Here is a 17,667-nt window from a genome sequence, read left to right as displayed (position 1 = left end):
GATGATCGACGCGCCCTACTTCGACGACCTGCATGTCGGCCAGGTGTTCGACGCGGCTCCGGCGATGACACTGACTGCCGGAACCGCCGCCCTACATCAGGCGATCCTCGGTGACCGGCTGAGACTGCCGCTGGACGGCGAACTGTGCCGGCTGGTCACCGGAGCCGTGACACCGTTGGCCCACCCCGGCTTGGTGTGTGACGTGGCGATCGGACAGTCCACGCTGGTGACCCGCCGGGTCAAAGCCAACCTGTTCTACCGCGGCCTGGCCTTCTTCCGGTACCCGGTGATCGGCGACACGCTGTTCACCCGTACCGAAGTCGTAGGCCTGAAACAGAATTCGGCCAAGCCGGGCCGGGAGCCCACCGGCCTGGTGGCGCTACGGGTGACCACCATCGACCAGGTCGACCGATTGGTGCTCGACTTCTACCGCTGCGCGATGCTGCCGCTATCACCGGATGCCGCCGACACCGGTCACCGCGACGACCTGTCCGCCATCGGGGCCGGGCTTGCGACGCCACCGGATGTCACCGCGCACTGGGACGCCGACGAGTTCCGGCAGCGAGTGCCCGGCCCGCATTTCGACGAAGCCGCGGGCGACTTGAAAGATGTAGTGCTGACCAGCACCGGCGATGTCGTGTCCTCCGCCCCGGAGTTGGCCCGCTTGACCCTTAATATCGCTGCTACACACCATGATTCGCGTCCGGGGGGACAGCGGCTGGTCTACGGCGGCCACACCATCGGACTGGCGCTGGCACAGGCCTGCCGCCTACTGCCGAACCTGGCCACCGTGGTGGGCTGGCAGTCCTGCGACCACACCGGGCCGGTCCACGAAGGGGACACGCTCTACAGCGAACTGCACGTGGAATCGGCCGCCGACAACATGCTGGGGCTGCGATCGCTGGTCTACGCCGTGGGCGACCCGGATCGCCAGGTGCTGGACTGGCGTTTCACCGCCCTGCAGTTCTGAGCGCTCGCGGGAAAACTAGTGCGGCAGGTCGCGGAACGGGGCGTCGCGGTAGGGATCCGGCTCCTTGGGCAACCCGAGCACCCGCTCGCCGATGATGTTGCGCTGAATCTGGTCGGTGCCGCCGCCGATCGAGGTGAAGTAGGCGTTGAGCGCCCGAAACGTCACCGCGTCGCCGACCGGATTCTCCGGTCCGCTCAGCATCGATTCGGCGCCGACGATCTCGGTCTCGACGCGCGCGGTCTCGTGCAGAATCCGCGACATCGCGATCTTGCCGAGCGCCAGCAGGGTGGCGGCCTCGGCACGGTCGGCGCTGGTCTTGGCGCGCTGGTTGTTCCATCGGTTCACCGTCGACAGTGCTTGCACACGGGCGATCTGCTGGCGGATATGGGAGTCGCCGAGGCAGCCGGCCTCGCGCGCCGATTCGACCAGGCCGCCGGTCTTTTCACGGCGACCGCGGCTGGTGCGCGCGATGTCGCCCATCAGCCGGCGTTCGTAGCCCAGCGCGACCTGCAGCACCGACCAGCCGGCACCCGGTTCGCCGATCCGGTTCGCGTCGGGCACCCGGGCGTCGGTCAAGAACACCTCGTTGAACTCCGACTCGCCGGTGATCTGGTGGATCGGCCGGATCTCCACGCCCGGCTGGCGCATTGGCAGCATGAAGAAGGTGATCCCGTTGTGCTTGGGTACGTCCGGATCGGTGCGCGCCACCAGCATGCCGTAGTCGGCAGTCGTGGCGAACGACGTCCACACCTTCTGGCCGTTGACAACCCAGTCATCACCGTCGCGTTCGGCGCGGGTGCGCAGGCCGGCCAGATCCGATCCGGCGCCGGGCTCGCTGTAGAGCAGGCACCATTTGCTCTCGCCGCGCAGTGCCGGGGGCAACAGTCTGCGCTGCTGCTCTTCGGAGCCGCAGTCGTGGATGGTGCAGGCGAACAGATCGGTCCGGTCGTGACCGCTGCCGGGTGCCCCGACAGCAGCGAATTCCGCTGCCACCAACCGCGATTGCCGATCGGTGAGCCCACGTCCGTAGCGGGCGCGCTCCCAGCTCGGCGCGGTCCAGCCCGCGTCGAGAACGGCGGCGGCGAACGTCGCCCGGTCGACATCGGGAGACCAGTTGGCCGCCAGCCAGTCCCGGACCTCGGCGCGCAGGACGTCGTCGTCGCGACCGTCGTTCATCTCACGCTCCGATCTCCCGCAGGTAGCGTTCACGGTGCCAGGCCGGGTTGCCGAACAACTGGGCGTCGCCGCGCGCCCGCCGCAGATACCGGTGGGCGGGGTGCTCCCAGGTGAACCCGATGCCCCCGTGGACCTGGATGTTGGTGGCGCCCACGAACACGAACGCCTCCGAGCAGTACGCCTGAGCAAGGGCGAGATCGGCCACCCAGCCCGGCGAGTCGTCGGCGGCGGCAGCGGCGACGTGGCGGGCGGCCGACACCGCCGACTCGGCCTCCAACAGCATGTCGGCGCACATGTGCTTGACGGCCTGGAAGCTGCCGATCGCCCGGCCGAACTGGTAGCGGGTCTTGGCGTAGTCGCGGGCCATCTCCATGGCGCGCCGGGCCGCGCCGGCCTGCTCGCCGAGCAGTGCCACCGCGGAGCGGTCCAACGCGGCGGTGAAAACCTCGACGCCGCAGCCCGGTTCGCCGATCGCAATGGCCGGCGCGCCGGCCAGCCGGACGGTGCACAGCCGGCGCGACTGGTCGACCGTGGTCAATGGTTCCACGGTGACACCCGGCCCAGCGGTGTCCACGGCGAAGACTCCGGGTCCGGACGCCGTGTCGGCCAGCACATAGATCGAATCGGCGCCGTCGGCATCGAGCACGAACCGCTTCTCGCCGGTCAGCACCGGGGAGTCGTCACCGCGGGCCGACGTCGCCGGCCTCGCGGGCGGGCGGGGCGAGGAGCCCTCGGCGAAGGCGAGCGCGATCCGGGTGTCCCCGGCGGCGATCCCCGGCAGCACGGCTTCGCATTGCGCTGGATCGCCTAGGGCAGCAATCAGATTCACAGCGAGCACTGCCGTCGACAAGTAAGGCCCGTCGAACAGTGCCCGGCCCAGTTCCTCGGCCACCACGCCCACCTCGACCGGACCGGCCCCCGCCCCGCCGTACTCCTCGGGCACCAGCATTCCCAGCAGGCCCATCGCCGCCAGTTCGCCCCAGCTGTCGCCGTCGGCCTTGGCCATCAAGTCGGCGACCGCACCGCGCAACGCCTGCAGTTCGTCGCGATCGGCCACCAGATCAGGTCTCCTTGAAGGCGTTTCGCAGGCTCACGCACTGGCTGGCGAAGAACGACCGCGAGACCGGCGCCTTGGTCAGCAGCAGATCGAATCCGTGGAACGCTCCCGGGACGGTTTCGACCTCGCACGGCACGCCCGCGGCCCGCAGCCGCTCCGCGTAGGCCAGGTTCTCGTCATGGAACAGGTCCAGCGTGCCCACCCCGATCCAGGCGGGCGCCAGCCCGCTCAGGTCTGCGCGGCGGGCCGGCACCGCGAGCTGCGGATCGGCATCGCCCAGGTACGACGTCCAGCCGAAAAGGTTGCTCCGCGGATTCCACAACCGGTAGCAGCGATCGGCCGGCAAGTGCGCGCTGCGGTCATCGAGCATCGGGTAGACCAGCAGCTGCAGTACCGGTTGCGCGTCGCCGCGGTCGGCCGCCAACTGCGCCAACGCGGCGGCGAGCCCGCCGCCTGCGCTGGCCCCGCCGATCGCCACCCGCGTCGGATCCACGCCGGCCAGCCCGGCCAGCAGTAGTAGCCCGGCCCAGCAGTCCTCCAACGCAGCCGGGTATGGGTGTTGCGGCGCCAACCGGTAGTCGACCGAGGCGACCGTGATGCCGAGTTCGTCGCTGAACCTGCGACAGAGCCGGTCATCCTGCGCGGCCGTGCCGACGACGTAGCCGCCGCCGTGGATCCACAGCAGCGCCGGCGCCGGAGCGGCGGGACGATGCGGTGGCCGATAGACCCGCACACTGCCGCCCGAGGGCAGGGGGAGCACCTCGATGCCGCTGGGGGTGCGTCGGCCCTGCAGGCCGGCAAGTGCCCGAATCGCCGGCAGTGTCCTGGGCCCGATGCCGCCCCGCGGCAGGAATCGCGCGGCCCGGCGCAGATCTGGATGAAACCCGCTGCTTACCATCGGCTCAGTATCGCCGGTGCCGGATCCGTTCCGTGGACAACCCGCCCGATTGCGGTTTACCCCGGCGTAACCGCGGTACTCTCCGGTAATGACGGCAGCACCGCAGACCCCGAAGTCGGGCTGGAATGTGACCGGTCGCCTGCGCTGGTTGAAGCGGGCCCGGACGGCGGACTACCTGCTCGCATTCAGCGTCGCTTCAGCTTCGCTGCCGGTGGTCGGGAAGCGGCTGGAACCCCTGGGCGGAATGACCGCGATGGGGGTATGGGGGACCCGCCACATGCCGGAGTTCCTCTCCAGCGCGGCCAGGTCATGGCTGACCCCGGGTGCCGCCACCGCCCGGAAGCAGGCGCGGGAGCAGACGCGCGCGGTCTCCGAGGCCGCCCTTCGCGGTGTCGTCACCGCATCCGAGCTGGCCATCGAGTGGCCGCAACCGGAGCAGGCGCCGCCGGTGTGGAAGGCGCTGCAGCACCGCCGCCACATTCACCGCTCCGGGGTGCGTTACGGCAGCGACCCCGCCCAGGTGCTCGACGTGTGGGCGCCCCGCGACCTGCCGACGACACCGGCGCCGGTGCTGATCTATATCCCCGGGGGAGCCTGGGTGCACGGCAGCCGGATGCTGCAGGGATATGCGCTGCTGTCGCACCTGGCCGAGCGAGGCTGGGTGTGCCTGTCGATCGACTACCGCGTCGCGCCGCACAACCGCTGGCCGCGCCACATCATCGACGTCAAGACCGCGATCGCCTGGGCGCACGCCAACGTCGACAAGTTCGGCGGCGACCGCAACTTCGTCGCGGTGGCGGGTTCGTCGGCCGGCGGACACCTGGCCGCGCTGGCCGGGTTGACCGGCAGTGCTGCCGGTGATCGGGAATTCGCGGACCGGCTCCCCGAGGGCGCCGACACCTCGGTGGACGCCGTGGTCGGTATCTACGGCCGCTACGACTGGCAGGACAGGTCCACTCCGGAGCGGGTCGCGTTCGTCGACTTCCTGGAGCGGGTGGTGGTCGGCCGATCGATCCGGCGCCACGGCGACATCTACCAGCAGGCCTCCCCGATTGCGCGGGTGCATCCCGGGGCGCCGCCGTTCATGCTCGTGCACGGCAGCGCCGACACCGTCATCCCGGTGGCGCAGGCCCGCGCCTTCGCCGACCGGCTGCGGGCGGTGTCGCGCTCCAAGGTCGGCTACCTGGAGTTGCCCGGGGCAGGGCACGGTTTCGACCTGACCGACGGATCCCGGACGGGCGCAATGAGTACGGCTATCGGGTTGTTTCTCAACCAGATTCACCGAGACCGCACCACGATCGGCGGCAAACAAGTCATCTGAACAGCGTCGGCTGCTGCCCAGCCGAGGTATTGTCGCAGCATGGGAAGCGGTCGGCGGTGAAGCGCCTCAGCGGGTGGGATGCCGTTCTGCTCTACAGCGAGACGCCGAACGTGCACATGCACACCCTCAAGGTCGCGATTATCGAGCTGGATGGCGATCGGCAGGGCTTCGACGTCAATGCCTTCCGGCAGGTGATCCACGGCCGGCTCTACAAGCTGGACCCGTTCCGCTACCAACTGGTGGACATCCCCGGCAAGTTCCACCACCCGATGTGGCGGGAGAACTGCAAAGTCGACCTGACCTACCACATCCGGCCGTGGTCGCTGCCGGCACCGGGCGGCCGCCGCGAACTCGATGAGGCCATCGGTCAGATCGCCAGTACGCCGCTGGACCGCAGCCGGCCGCTGTGGGAGATGTACTTCATCGAGGGCCTGGCCAACAACCGCATCGCGGTGGTCGGCAAGATCCACCACGCCCTCGCCGACGGGATCGCCTCGGCGAACCTGATGGCGCGCGGCATGGACCTGGTGGCCGGCCCGAATTCCGAACGGGCTTCCTACGAAACCGATCCCGCCCCCACCGGCGGCCAGCTGGTGCGCTCGGCCTTCCGGGACCACCTGCGCCAGCTGGGCAGGATACCGGCGACCATCGGCTACACCGCGGCCGGTGTGCGGCGGGTGCGGCGCAGCACCCGCAAACTGTCCGCCGACCTGACGCGGCCGTTCACACCGCCACCGAGCTTCATCAACCACATGTTGACCCCGGAACGCCGGTTCGCCACGGCGACCCTCGCACTGGCCGACGTCAAGGAGACCAGTAAACAGCTGGGCGCCACGATCAACGACATGGTGCTGGCCGTTTCGGCCGGCGCGTTGCGCACGCTGCTGCTGCGTTACGACGGGAAGGCGGATCATCCGCTGCTGGCATCGGTGCCCATGAGCTTCGACTTCTCCCCGGACCGGATCTCCGGAAACCGGTTCTCCGGGGTGCTGGTGGCGTTGCCGGTGGACGTCGATGACGTGCTGGTGCGCGTCGACAAGGCCCGGGAGGCAGCAAATCTGGCCAAAGAGGCCCACCACCTGGTCGGGCCGGAGCTGGTCAGCCGGTGGTCGGCGTATCTGCCGCCCGCCCCGGCGGAGTCATTGTTCCGCTGGCTGTCCAACCGCGACGGACAGAACAAGGTGCTCAACCTCAACATCTCCAACGTGCCCGGCCCGCGGGAGCGCGGGCGGGTCGGCGGCGCGCTGGTCACCGAGATCTATTCGGTGGGGCCGTTGACCGCCGGCAGCGGGTTGAACATCACCGTGTGGAGCTACGTCGACCAGCTCAACATCTCCGTGCTGACCGACGGCGCCACCGTGGACGACCCGCACGAGGTGACCAGCGCCATGGTCGACGAGTTCATCGCGATCCGTCGTGCCGCAGGGCTTTCCGAGACGCTGACACCGGTCGAGACCGCGATGGCCCCGGCCTGAATCGGATCGCCCGGAGAAACTCACCCCGATGCGCCGAGCGTGCAACGGTATGGGATCAGGTGCCGGCCATCGCCTGCAACTCGCGTCGCAGCACCTTGCCGGTGTTGTTGCGCGGCAGTGCCTCCAGGATGGTGATGGCGCGCGGCACCTTGTAGCCGGCCAGGTTGTCGCGGACGTGCTGCTTGAGCTCATCGGGGGTGGCCGAAGCGCCCGGCTCCAGCACCACGAAGGCCACCAGTCGCTGCCCGTAGTCGGCGTCGTCGACGCCGATCACGGCGGCCTCGGCGACGGCGCCATGGCTGATGAGCGCCTTCTCGGTCTCGATCGGGTAGACGTTCTCGCCGCCGGATACGATCATCTCGTCGTCGCGGCCCACCACGAAAAGCCTTCCGGTGGCGTCGAAGTAGCCCAGATCGCCGGACGCCATGAAACCGTCGTGGAACTGCTTGGAGTCGCCACCGGTGTAGCCCTCGAACTGGGACGAGTTGCGCACAAAGATCTGCCCGGTGATACCGTCCGCCACCTCGGCGAAATCGGGGTCGAGGATCCGGATCTCGGTGCCCGGCGCCGGCCGGCCCGCGGTGTCGGGTGAATAGCGCAGGTCTTCCGGTGTGGCCAGCGCGATCATGCCGGCCTCGGTTGCGTTGTAGTTGTTATAGACGACGTCGCCGAAGGCGTCCATGAACGCCGTCACCACGTCCGGGCGCATCCGCGAGCCAGACGCCGTCGCGAACCGCAGCGAGCGGCAGGGGTATTCGGCGCGGACATCATCTGGCAACGCCATGATCCGGTCGAACATGACCGGCACGACGCATAATCCGGCCGCATCGTTGTACTCCACCAGTGCCAGGGTCGCCTCGGGGTCGAACTTCCGCCGGGTTGCGATGGTGCAGGCCATCGTCAACGCCAGTGCTAGCTGCGAGAACCCCCAGGCGTGAAACATCGGGGCAGCGATGACCACGGTTTCCTCGGTGTGCCAAGGGATTCTGTCGAAGATCGCCGCGAGATCGGCGACCCCGCCGCCGCCGCGACCGGAGCGCCGCGCGCCCTTCGGGGTGCCGGTGGTTCCGGAGGTGAGCATGACCAGGCTGCCGGTGCGGGCCGGTTTGGCCGGGCGCTGCCCGGTGTTGGCGTCGATCAGGTCATCCGCCGTCAGCCCGGGGATGTCGGAGTCGGCCCAGCTCACCACCCGGACGCACCGGGACTCGGCCGGCACGGCCAGATCCACCGCCGCGGCGAACTCCTCGTCGTAGAAGATCAGGTCGACACCTTCGCGGGCCACGACCTCGGCCAGTGCCGGTCCGGCGAAGCTGGTGTTGAGCAGCAGTACGTCGGCGCCGATCCGATTGGCAGCGGCCAGCGCCTCGATGAAGCCGCGGTGGTTGCGGCACATCAGCGCGACCGTCTGCGGCGTCCGCCCGGGCAGCCGCTGCAGACCGGCGGCCAGCGCATCACAGCGCCGGTCGAGCTCGCGGTAGCTCAGGCTGCCGCGCTCATCGATGATCGCCGGACGGTCGCCGCAACGTTGTGCGGCCATCGCGATTCCGATGGTGGTGGTACCGCCCTCGCGGGCTGCCGCGGCGGCGACCCGCAGGTATTTGTCGGGCCGCAGCGGCGCCAGCAGCCCGGCGCGGGCGAAGGTTTGCAGCATCGATCCGATGCGCGCGAGCCGGTCGAACGGTCCGGGGGCCATTGCGCTCAGCCCAGGACTGGGAGGCGGCGTTCGGCCGCGAGCTTGTCGAGTGCGTCCTGCATGACGGAGCGCACGTAGGCGTCGACGACGTCAATGTCGGGATCCTCACCGAACTCGGCGACGATGTCGATCGGCTCGCACACCTGCATGACGATCTTGGTCGGCAGCGGCAGGTTGATCGGCAGCACCGCGGACAACCCGAAGGGGAAGCCGAACGAGATCGGCAGGATCTTGACCCGCATCAGCTTGTCCAGTCGCAGCGCTTTGGCGAGTCCGGTGCCGCGGGAGAGATAGAACTGGCTCTGCTGTCCGCCGATCCCCACCGCCGGCACGAGCGGCACACCCGCGTTGAACGCCGCCCGGATGTAGCCTTTGCGGCCGGCGAAGTCGATCTTGTTCTCTTCCAGCGTGGGCCGGTAGACGTCATAGTCGCCGCCGGGGAAGACCACCACCACGCCACCGGAGCGCAGTGCCTCGTCGGCGTTGGCGTGGTTGGCCGGGATGAAGCCGGTCTTGCGGAAGAAGTCGGCAGTGGCCCCGGTGAAGATGATGTCGTGGCTGAGCGTGTAGACCGGACGCTCGTAGCCGAATTTGTCGTAGAAGCCGGTGGCGAACACCGGCACGTCCATCGCAAACAGCCCACCGGAGTGGTTGGAGACCACCAGGGCGCCGCCGTTCGGGAACGAGTCCAGGCCCCGCACCTCGGAGCGGTGATACCCCTTGATCAGCGGCCGCAGCAGCCCCATCACTCGTTCGGTCAGGCCCGGATCCCACTTGGTGATGGGCCCGGGCACGTCCTCAGACCAGTCGCTGTCGGGTGTGTCCACCACGGCCCCCTCAATTGAAACGTGTTCTAGTTTTGCCCATGTTACCGGCTTGAGGTGGCCGTGGATAACATCGGCGAAATGGACGGGCAGTCGGGGGAGTCGCGTTTCGATCTGCGGGCGTACTTCGACCGGGTGGCATATCGCGGCGGTACCGAGCCGACGTTGCAGACATTGACCGGATTGGTGGCCGCGCACGTCCGCCGCATCCCGTTCGAGAACCTCGACCCCTTGATGGGTGTGCCGGTGGTCGATCTGAGCCTGCCGGCGCTGACCGCCAAGCTGGTCACGCGGCGCCGTGGCGGCTACTGCTATGAGCAGAACGGCCTGCTGCTCGGCGTGCTGCGCGCACTCGGGTTCGGAGTCGAGCGGCTGGCGGGGCGGGTGGTGTGGATGAACCCGGACGGGCTCGACGGCCCACCGCACCCGGAGACCCACCAGGCCCTGGCGGTGCGCATCCCGGGCTGCGACGAGCCGTACCTGGCCGATGTCGGATTCGGCGGACAGACACTGACATCACCGATCCGCCTGGTCGCCGACGAAGTCCAGCAGACACCCCACGAGCCGTTCCGGCTGCGCGGCCACGCGAGCGGCTATGTACTGGAAACGCAGCTCGGTGCGACCTGGCGGCCGCTGTACACCTTCGGCTTGCAGCCGCGGCCGCTGATCGACATGCAGGTGGGCAGTTGGTATGTGTCGACCTACCCGGAGTCGAACTTCGTCGCCGGGCTCAGCGCAGCACGGGTTACCGACGACGCCCGGGTGAACCTGCGCGGCCGCAACCTGACCATTCACTCCCGCGGCGGCACCGAACGGGTGCGCTTCGACGACGCCGCGCAGGTCTGTAACGCTCTGGCCGAGCGCTTCGGGATCGACCTGAGCGACCTCGGCGATGTCGAGGCCAGGGTGGCGCAGGTGCTCGACAGCTGAAGCCCGGCCCGGACCCCGTGGCGGTTCAGGGGCCGAGATGCGCTGAAAGCCCGGAACTCGACGCGCGTCGAAGGGCATGCTTGACCCATGGGTCACTACAAGAGCAACGTCCGCGACCTGGAATTCAACCTGTTCGAGCTGCTCGGTTTGGAGCAGTGCCTGGATCCCGCGCAGTCCGGAGGCGCCTTCGGTGACCTCGACGGCGACACGGTGCGCCAGATGCTGGCCGAAGCCGCCCGGCTCGCCGAAGGGCCGGTGGCCGAGTCATTCGCCGAGAGCGACCGCCATCCACCGGTATTCGATCCCGCCAGCCACACCGTCGCGCTGCCGGAGCCGTTCAAGGCGTCGCTGCGGGCCTGGCAGGAAGGCGAGTGGTTCCGGATCGGCCTGGCCGAGGATGTCGGCGGGGTGCCGGCGCCGGCGATGGTTTCCTGGGCGATCAACGAACTGGTGCTGGGCGCCAACCCGGCGGTGTTCATGTTCATGGCCGGTCCGATCTTCGCCAATATCCTCTACGGCCTGGGCAACGAGCAGCAGCGGCACTGGGCGGCCATGGCGATCGACCGGAACTGGGGCGCCACCATGGTATTAACGGAGCCGGATGCCGGCTCTGATGTGGGGGCCGGCCGCACCAAGGCGATCGAGCAGCCCGACGGCAGCTGGCACATCGACGGCGTCAAGCGGTTCATCACCAACGGCGACAGTGACGATCTGTTCGAGAACATCATGCACATGACCCTGGCCCGACCCGAGGGCGCCGGGCCGGGAACCAAGGGGCTCAGCCTGTTTCTGGTGCCCAAGTACCTGCCCGATCCCGAGACCGGCGAACCGGGCGAGCGCAACGGGGTGTTCGTCACCGGATTGGAACACAAGATGGGACTGAAGGTCTCAACCACCTGCGAACTGACCTTCGGCCAGCATGACATCCCGGCGAAGGGCTGGCTGGTGGGTGACACCAGAAACGGTATCGCCCAGATGTTCCACGTCATCGAGTACGCCCGAATGATGGTGGGCACCAAAGCGATCGCCACCCTGTCCACCGGATATCTCAACGCACTGGAATATGCCAGGACCCGTATCCAGGGCGCGGACCTGACCCAGATGACCGACAAGACCGCGCCTCGGGTGACCATCATTCACCACCCGGATGTGCGGCGAGCCCTGATGATGCAGAAGGTGTACGCCGAGGGGATGCGGGCGTTGTACCTCTACACCGCGGCCCACCAGAACCCGTCGGTGGCGACGCTGGTCTCGGGTGCCGACGCCGAACTCGCCGAGCGGGTCAACGACCTGCTGCTGCCGATCGTCAAAGGCGTCGGCTCGGAACGGGCGTATCAGTACCTGACCGAATCACTGCAGACCTTCGGCGGATCGGGCTTCCTGCAGGACTACCCGATCGAGCAGTACATCCGCGACGCCAAGATCGACAGCCTCTACGAGGGCACCACCGCCATCCAGGCGCAGGACTTCTTCTTCCGCAAGATCGCGCGTGACCGCGGCGTGGCGCTCGGCCATCTGGTCACCCAGATCGAGGAGTTCCTCGACAGCGGCGATGCGCGTTCGGAGCTGGCCGACGCCCGCAAGCTGCTGGCCGCCGCACTCGACGACGTGCGGGCGATGGCCGCCGCCATGACCGGATACCTGATGGGGTCACAGCAGGAGCCCCGCGAGCTCTACCGCGTCGGCCTGGAATCGGTGCGGTTCCTGCTGGCCGTGGGGGATCTGGTGATCGGCTGGCTGTTGCTGCGGCAGGCCGAGATCGCGCTCGGCGCGCTCGAGGGTGACGTCAGCGATGGCGACCGGGACTTCTACGCTGGAAAAGTCACCGCTGCAACGTTTTTCGCCGCCAACGTGCTGCCCCGGCTCAGTGCGGAGCGACGCATCGTCGAAAGCGACGACCTGGCGGTGATGGATCTGAGCGAGGACGCGTTCTGATCACGCGCTCACCGGGGGCACTACCCTCGATGGCTGTGGACACCCACACCCGCAAGTACCGGCTGCCCGACCACGGCTACACCATCGTCCGGTGGGCCCACGAGCTGGCCGAGGGCCGCGGCGCGGTGGTGGTGGAACCTGACGTCGAGCGGATCCGGCGGCCCGACGGCGCGCTGGCATTCGCCGACGCCGCCCCGTTCAAAACCGTGCCGGATGGTCCGCTGTCGGTGCTGCGCGAACTGCTCGACCTGGAGGCCCGGGAGATCCGAGTGTGGAGCAAAGCCGGATTCGCCAGGTTTCACAGGGGAGCCGCCGCTCGGCAGGCCGACCGGATCTGCCGGGCGCAGGGCAGTGAAGCCGCCGTCGACTGGGTGCTCGCTAACGCCACCGGCGCCGACGTCGACACCGATGAATTGCGGGACCGCCTTGGCGCGCGGCTCTTCACCGCCGGCGGATTCGACGAGGACTATTACCGCGCCGAGGTGGGACGCTGCATCGAGCACCGCCGCCATCGACTCAACGGCTGAGTTGCCGAACCTTGTACGTGGACGGCCACGACACCCGGGTCTCGTCACCGACCAATGCTGTTCCCTTCGCGCCGACGGTGACGTTGTAGGCCTCCTGGCCCGGGCCGACCTCACGGTTGGCGTGTTCTTGAGCCAGGTAGTACAGCTGATCGATCTCCAGGTCGACGAAGGCGACGAAGCTGGTCTTGCGCACCGCGTCACCGAAACCGGCGGTCATCCGGTCCGGCAGGATGACCGACGCGATCGCCGCCACGGCCAGGATTCCGAACGGGATCACCCAGTAGCACAGGTAGGTCAGCGGGGAACCCGGGTGGTGCAGCGTGGCGTCCGACACCGCGACCGGAGGGATCGCCGCCGATACCGACATCGCCGCAAGCGTCGCCAGCCAGATCCACGTCAGCCGGTTCACCACCGGGGCGAACAGCTCCGTCTGCACCACCGCCTCGGGCAGATCCGTCTTCGCGACGTCGGCCACCACCGACTTGCCCAGCAGCGTGCTGGTCAGCAACACCGCGAACAGGGCGGCGAAACTCAGCGGTAGCGCCCACCGCTGCGCCCAACTCGCCAGCGGCAGCACCGCCAGCACCGCCAGCACCGCGAAAGTCGCAACGGCCCCGACCCCCAGTGGCCGGGCCGACGACTCGCGGTCGCCCACCATGACCGCGACCGCAACGGTCAGCGCCACCGACGCCGCGATCGACAGCGGCGCATTTCCCGCCAGCACCCAGTACACCGCCCACGGCGCGAACCAGACCAGAACTCCCACGACGGCAGTATAGGGGCTTACCGTTGCGTCAACGGGAGCCGAGATCAGCTCTCCAGCGTGTATCCCATCGGCATCAGCACGCTCTTCTGCTGCGTGAAGTGCTCGACGCCCTCCTTGCCGTTCTCCCGGCCGATCCCGGAGTTCTTGTAGCCGCCGAACGGGCAGCACGGGTCGAAGGCGTACCAGTTGATGCCGTAGGTCCCGGTGCGGATCTTGCTCGCGACCTCGATCCCGTGCGGGACATCAGTCGTCCACACGCTGCCGGCCAGCCCGTACACCGAGTCGTTGGCGATCGCGATCGCCTCCTCCTCGGTGTCGTAGCCGATGATGGACAGCACCGGCCCGAAGATCTCCTCCTGGGCAATGGTCATGGAGTTATCCACGTCGGCGAACACGGTCGGCTCGACGAAGAAGCCGGCGTCCAGACCCGCGGGGCGGCCGCCGCCGCAGACCAGCCGGGCACCCTCTTCGATGCCCTTGGCGATGTAGGACTCGACCCGCTCCCGTTGCTTCTCGGTGATCAGCGCACCGATCTGGGCGGCCGGGTCATCCGGCAGTCCGACCGGCAAGGCGGTGACGAAGTTCTTAATCGCCTCCACGATCTCCTCGTAGCGCGACCGCGGCGCCAGGATGCGGGTCTGGGCCACGCAGGCCTGCCCGGTGTTCATGATCCCGGAGAACACCAGCATCGGGATCGCCGACGCCAGGTCGACGTCGGGCAGCATGATCGCCGCCGACTTGCCGCCGAGTTCCAGCGTGCACGGCTTGAGCAGCTCCGCGGCGCGTTTACCGATCTCCTTGCCGACGGCCGAGCTGCCGGTGAAGGAGAAGATGTCCACGTCCGGGTTGGAGGTCAATGCCTGGCCGGTCTCGGCCCCGCCCGGCACCACCGACAACACCCCTTCCGGCAAGCCCGCGTCGGCGAACACCTGCGCCAGCGCGTTGGCGCTCAACGGCGTCTCGGCGGCCGGCTTGAGCACCACCGTGCAGCCGGCCAGCAGCGCCGGGCCCAGCTTGTTGACCGCCAGGAACAGCGGCACGTTCCAGGCGACGATCGCACCGACCACACCCAGCGGCTCGCGGCGCACCAGGGTCTGCCCGTAGGCGCCGGTGCGGACCTCTTCCCAGCTGACCTCGTCGACCGCGGGGCCGGCGAAGAAGTTCAGTGCACCGATGGAGCTCATCCAGTGCATGGTCTCCACCCCCGTCGGCGGCTGGCCCGTCTCGGCGGCCAACAGGCTGGTGAACAGCTCCTTGCGCTCCTCCATCAGCTTGATCGCGGCGGCGATGACCGCGGCCCGCTCGGCCGGCGGCGTCGACGGCCACGGTCCGGAGTCGAACGCTCGACGGGCCGCCGCAACTGCGTTATCAACGTCGTCCTTGGTGGCCAGCGGCACCTTGCCGACGTACTCGCCGGTGGCCGGCGAGTGGACTTCGATCACCTGGTCGGTGGCCGGGGCGGTCCACTTGCCGCCGATGAACAGGGTGTCGTATTCGGTCGCGGTGCTCACGGTCATGATTTTCGCTGCTCCTCCTCGTCGCTGCGCTCCGCCTCGTCGGCAGCGGTCATGGCGCACACCCTACCTAGCCGACGGGCGGATTAGAACACGTTGCAGTCAATGGGATCAGCGGGGCTGCATTACCAGCACCAGGTTGCTCACCAGGAACTCGCGAACACCGGGCACCGCGGTAATCGGCCACGCCCATCGGGGGTGATAGCGGGGGAAAGCCGCGACGAGCGCGCCGGTGTGGCGGGCCCAGTCCAGGCCATCGGCGGCCGACACCGCGAACAGCGACGAACCGTAGTTGTTCTTGGGTGGGTGGCCGTGGCGGCGGGTGTAGCGCCGGGCGGCCCGGTGCCCACCCAGATAGTGGCTCAAGCCCATCTCATGGCCGCCGAACGGACCCAGCCACACTGTGTATGACAGCACCACCAGCCCGCCGGGCCGGGTGACCCGTAGCATCTCCGCGCCGAGCCGCCAGGGCCGCGGTACATGCTCGGCCACGTTGGAGGACAGGCAGATGTCGACGCTGTCGTCGGCGAACGGCAACGCCATCCCGGAGGCGCGGACGAGGGCACCGGTGGGCGAAGCGGAACCGGCCGCCTGCATCGCATGCATCGCGTGTACTTCTCGGGGGTCCGGCTCGACCCCGACATAACGCAGGCCGGCCTCGGCGAACGCGGTGGCGAAGTACCCCGGCCCGCCACCGACGTCGAGCACCGTCCTGCCGGCCGGATCGTCGCCGCGCAGGCCCCGCCACAGGTCGGTGACCAGGTTCGCGGTGTCACCGGCCAGCGCGCCGTAGAACCGGGCCGGATCGCGCTGCTCGTAGCGGAACCGGTTCAGCAGGCGCACCGAGCGGCCCAGCGTCGCGCGTCGGGCGAACTCCTCGATGGCAGCCACCGGTCCAAGACTAGGCCCAGCCTGCGGGACTACCCTGTAGTCCTGTGTCCGCCGTGCGCTCCGTCCTGCTGCTGTGCTGGCGTGATACCGGGCACCCGCAGGGCGGGGGCAGCGAGACCTACCTGCAGCGCATCGGCGCGGAGTTGGCCGGCGCCGGGATCACGGTCACGCTGCGTACCGCCCGCTATCCGGGTTCACCCGAGCACGAGGTCATCGACGGGGTGCGGGTCAGTCGGCGCGGCGGTCCCTACACCGTGTATCTGTGGGCGCTGGCGGTGATGGCCGCGGCGCGGATCGGACTCGGGCCGCTGCGGCGGGTCCGGCCGGACGTGGTGATCGACACCCAGAACGGCCTGCCGTTCCTGGCTCGGCTGATCTACGGCCGGCGGGTGGCGATGCTGGTGCACCACTGCCACCGCGAGCAGTGGCCGGTGGCCGGCCCGGTGCTGAGCCGGATCGGCTGGCTGGTGGAGTCGAGGCTGTCGCCGTGGCTGAACCGGCGCAACCAGTACCTGACGGTGTCGCTGCCCTCGGCGCGCGATCTGATCGAGCTGGGGGTGGGCGCCGAACGCATCGCGGTGGTGCGCAACGGTCTCGACGAGGCTCCGGCGCCGACGCTGTCCGCGCCCCGGGCCGAAGCGCCGCGGGTGGTGGTGTTGTCGCGGCTGGTGCCGCACAAGCAGATCGAGGACGCCCTGGACGCTGTGGCGGCATTGCGCAGCAGGGTGCCGGGTCTGCACCTCGACGTTATCGGCGGCGGTTGGTGGGGCGACCGGTTGGTGCAGCATGCCGCAGCGTTGGGCATCAGCGATGCGGTGACGTTCCACGGCCATGTCGACGAGACCACCAAACACCAGCTGGTGCAACGGGCTTGGGTGCATGTGCTGCCGTCCCGCAAGGAGGGCTGGGGGCTGGCCGTCATCGAGGCGGGCCAACACGGGGTGCCCACGATCGGCTACCGGGCCGCCGGCGGGCTGTCCGATTCGATCGTCGACGGCGTGACCGGGCTGCTGGTCGACGACCGTGACGAGCTCGTCGAGCAGCTCCATCGGCTGCTGGCTGATGCGGTGCTTCGCGAACAGCTCGGCGGTAAGGCACAGGACCGCAGCGCCGAATTCTCGTGGCGGCAAAGCGCTGACGGGTTGCGTGAGGTGCTGGAGGCGGTCTGTGAGCGCCGCTACGTCAGCGGCGTGGTCTAGCCGGAACTGCCGAAGGGGTGCCCATGACCGAAATCGACGCCGCTCCCGTACTGCTCTACGACGGGGTCTGTGGGGTGTGCAACCGATCGGTCCAGACCATCCTTCGCCACGACCGGCACGGCACTCTGCGGTTCGCCGCGCTGGACAGTGACTTCGCCCGCGCGGTCATCGAGCGCCATCCAGATCTTCAGGACATCGATTCCATGGTGTTCATCGATGATCCCGGTCAGCCCGGCGAGCGTGTCAGCGTTCGATCGGCGGCGGCGCTGAAGGTGGTGCGCTATCTGGGCGGGCCATTCCGGCTGCTGCTGGCCGCCCGCATCATTCCCGCGGGGCTGCGTGACCGGCTCTACGATCGCTTCGCCGCGGTGCGCTACCGGGTTGGCGGAAGGTACGACACCTGCCCGCTGCCGGCGCCGGAAGTGCGCGCTCGGTTCCTGGTTTGAGGCAGGAGTGATGGGCCGCCTGGTCTCGCAGGGGCGGTGCCGGTG

Annotated in this window: 16 protein-coding genes; 8 read left to right on the top strand and 8 right to left on the bottom strand. The window is 68.8% G+C overall.

Translation table 11 applies throughout. From position 1 onward, the window contains the following. Position 1: 1 nt before the first annotated feature. Positions 2-970, top strand: a complete 969-nt coding sequence (locus tag G6N19_RS08160) for a MaoC family dehydratase (RefSeq protein ID WP_013827126.1) — start codon at positions 2-4, stop codon at positions 968-970. Positions 971-985: 15 nt separating this feature from the next. Here G6N19_RS08160 and G6N19_RS08155 read toward each other — a convergent pair whose 3' ends face one another. The 3 genes from G6N19_RS08155 to G6N19_RS08145 are packed head-to-tail and all read right to left on the bottom strand — an operon-like array spanning position 986 to position 4,101. Next, positions 986-2,146: an acyl-CoA dehydrogenase family protein gene (locus tag G6N19_RS08155; protein WP_193466124.1), complete on the bottom strand. Its 1,161-nt coding sequence runs from the start codon at positions 2,144-2,146 to the stop codon at positions 986-988. Between the two features lies 1 nt (position 2,147). Further along, positions 2,148-3,203, bottom strand: coding sequence for an acyl-CoA dehydrogenase family protein (locus G6N19_RS08150; protein ID WP_013827128.1), 1,056 nt, complete (start codon positions 3,201-3,203; stop codon positions 2,148-2,150). A gap of 4 nt (positions 3,204-3,207) precedes the next feature. After that, positions 3,208-4,101 (bottom strand): alpha/beta hydrolase, encoded by an 894-nt coding sequence (locus tag G6N19_RS08145; protein ID WP_041316716.1) that lies wholly within the window; start codon positions 4,099-4,101, stop codon positions 3,208-3,210. 88 nt (positions 4,102-4,189) lie between these two features. Between G6N19_RS08145 and G6N19_RS08140 the strand changes: the two genes are divergently transcribed. Both G6N19_RS08140 and G6N19_RS08135 read left to right on the top strand, forming a co-directional pair. Continuing rightward, positions 4,190-5,422 (top strand): alpha/beta hydrolase, encoded by a 1,233-nt coding sequence (locus G6N19_RS08140; protein ID WP_041316719.1) that lies wholly within the window; start codon positions 4,190-4,192, stop codon positions 5,420-5,422. 56 nt (positions 5,423-5,478) lie between these two features. Further along, entirely contained in the window at positions 5,479-6,897 is a 1,419-nt protein-coding gene (locus G6N19_RS08135; RefSeq protein WP_013827131.1) for a WS/DGAT/MGAT family O-acyltransferase, read from the top strand. Between the two features lie 55 nt (positions 6,898-6,952). Here G6N19_RS08135 and fadD12 read toward each other — a convergent pair whose 3' ends face one another. After that, complete coding sequence (gene fadD12, locus G6N19_RS08130; protein WP_083036682.1) at positions 6,953-8,590, bottom strand: acyl-CoA ligase FadD12; 1,638 nt, start codon at positions 8,588-8,590, stop codon at positions 6,953-6,955. A gap of 5 nt (positions 8,591-8,595) precedes the next feature. Beyond that, positions 8,596-9,336: a 1-acyl-sn-glycerol-3-phosphate acyltransferase gene (locus tag G6N19_RS08125; protein WP_232062672.1), complete on the bottom strand. Its 741-nt coding sequence runs from the start codon at positions 9,334-9,336 to the stop codon at positions 8,596-8,598. Positions 9,337-9,495: 159 nt separating this feature from the next. On the opposite strand from G6N19_RS08125, the gene G6N19_RS08120 reads away from it, so the two are divergent. The 3 genes from G6N19_RS08120 (at position 9,496) to G6N19_RS08110 (ending at position 12,806) form a co-directional block, all read left to right on the top strand. Then, positions 9,496-10,344 carry an arylamine N-acetyltransferase family protein gene (locus G6N19_RS08120; protein ID WP_041319362.1) on the top strand — a complete coding sequence of 283 codons (849 nt, stop codon included), beginning with the start codon at positions 9,496-9,498 and terminating at the stop codon, positions 10,342-10,344. 87 nt (positions 10,345-10,431) lie between these two features. Then, complete coding sequence (locus G6N19_RS08115) at positions 10,432-12,279, top strand: acyl-CoA dehydrogenase (RefSeq protein ID WP_193466123.1); 1,848 nt, start codon at positions 10,432-10,434, stop codon at positions 12,277-12,279. 35 nt (positions 12,280-12,314) lie between these two features. Continuing rightward, entirely contained in the window at positions 12,315-12,806 is a 492-nt protein-coding gene (locus G6N19_RS08110) for a hypothetical protein (protein ID WP_013827136.1), read from the top strand. On the opposite strand, the gene G6N19_RS08105 is transcribed toward G6N19_RS08110, so the two are convergent. The 3 genes from G6N19_RS08105 to G6N19_RS08095 all read right to left on the bottom strand — a co-directional run bounded on the left by G6N19_RS08105 (position 12,796) and on the right by G6N19_RS08095 (position 15,977). Beyond that, complete coding sequence (locus G6N19_RS08105; RefSeq protein WP_041316722.1) at positions 12,796-13,572, bottom strand: hypothetical protein; 777 nt, start codon at positions 13,570-13,572, stop codon at positions 12,796-12,798. The two genes, G6N19_RS08110 and G6N19_RS08105, sit on opposite strands and share 11 nt — an antisense overlap. Before the next feature lie 44 nt (positions 13,573-13,616). After that, complete coding sequence (locus tag G6N19_RS08100) at positions 13,617-15,089, bottom strand: aldehyde dehydrogenase (protein ID WP_083036673.1); 1,473 nt, start codon at positions 15,087-15,089, stop codon at positions 13,617-13,619. Positions 15,090-15,197: 108 nt separating this feature from the next. Beyond that, a complete protein-coding gene (locus G6N19_RS08095) occupies positions 15,198-15,977 on the bottom strand; it encodes a class I SAM-dependent methyltransferase (RefSeq protein ID WP_083036670.1) in 780 nt (259 codons plus the stop codon). 44 nt (positions 15,978-16,021) lie between these two features. Here G6N19_RS08095 and G6N19_RS08090 point away from each other — a divergent pair, with 44 nt between their 5' ends. After that, positions 16,022-17,176, top strand: a complete 1,155-nt coding sequence (locus tag G6N19_RS08090) for a glycosyltransferase family 4 protein (RefSeq protein WP_013827140.1) — start codon at positions 16,022-16,024, stop codon at positions 17,174-17,176. Between the two features lie 23 nt (positions 17,177-17,199). Then, a complete protein-coding gene (locus G6N19_RS08085) occupies positions 17,200-17,622 on the top strand; it encodes a thiol-disulfide oxidoreductase DCC family protein (protein WP_013827141.1) in 423 nt (140 codons plus the stop codon). Positions 17,623-17,667: the final 45 nt, after the last annotated feature.

Source organism: Mycobacterium novum (assembly GCF_010726505.1).
Lineage (GTDB): Bacteria > Actinomycetota > Actinomycetes > Mycobacteriales > Mycobacteriaceae > Mycobacterium > Mycobacterium algericum.
The sequence above is the reverse complement of the archived record's forward strand: the minus strand, read 5'-3'. Positions and strand labels throughout refer to the sequence as shown.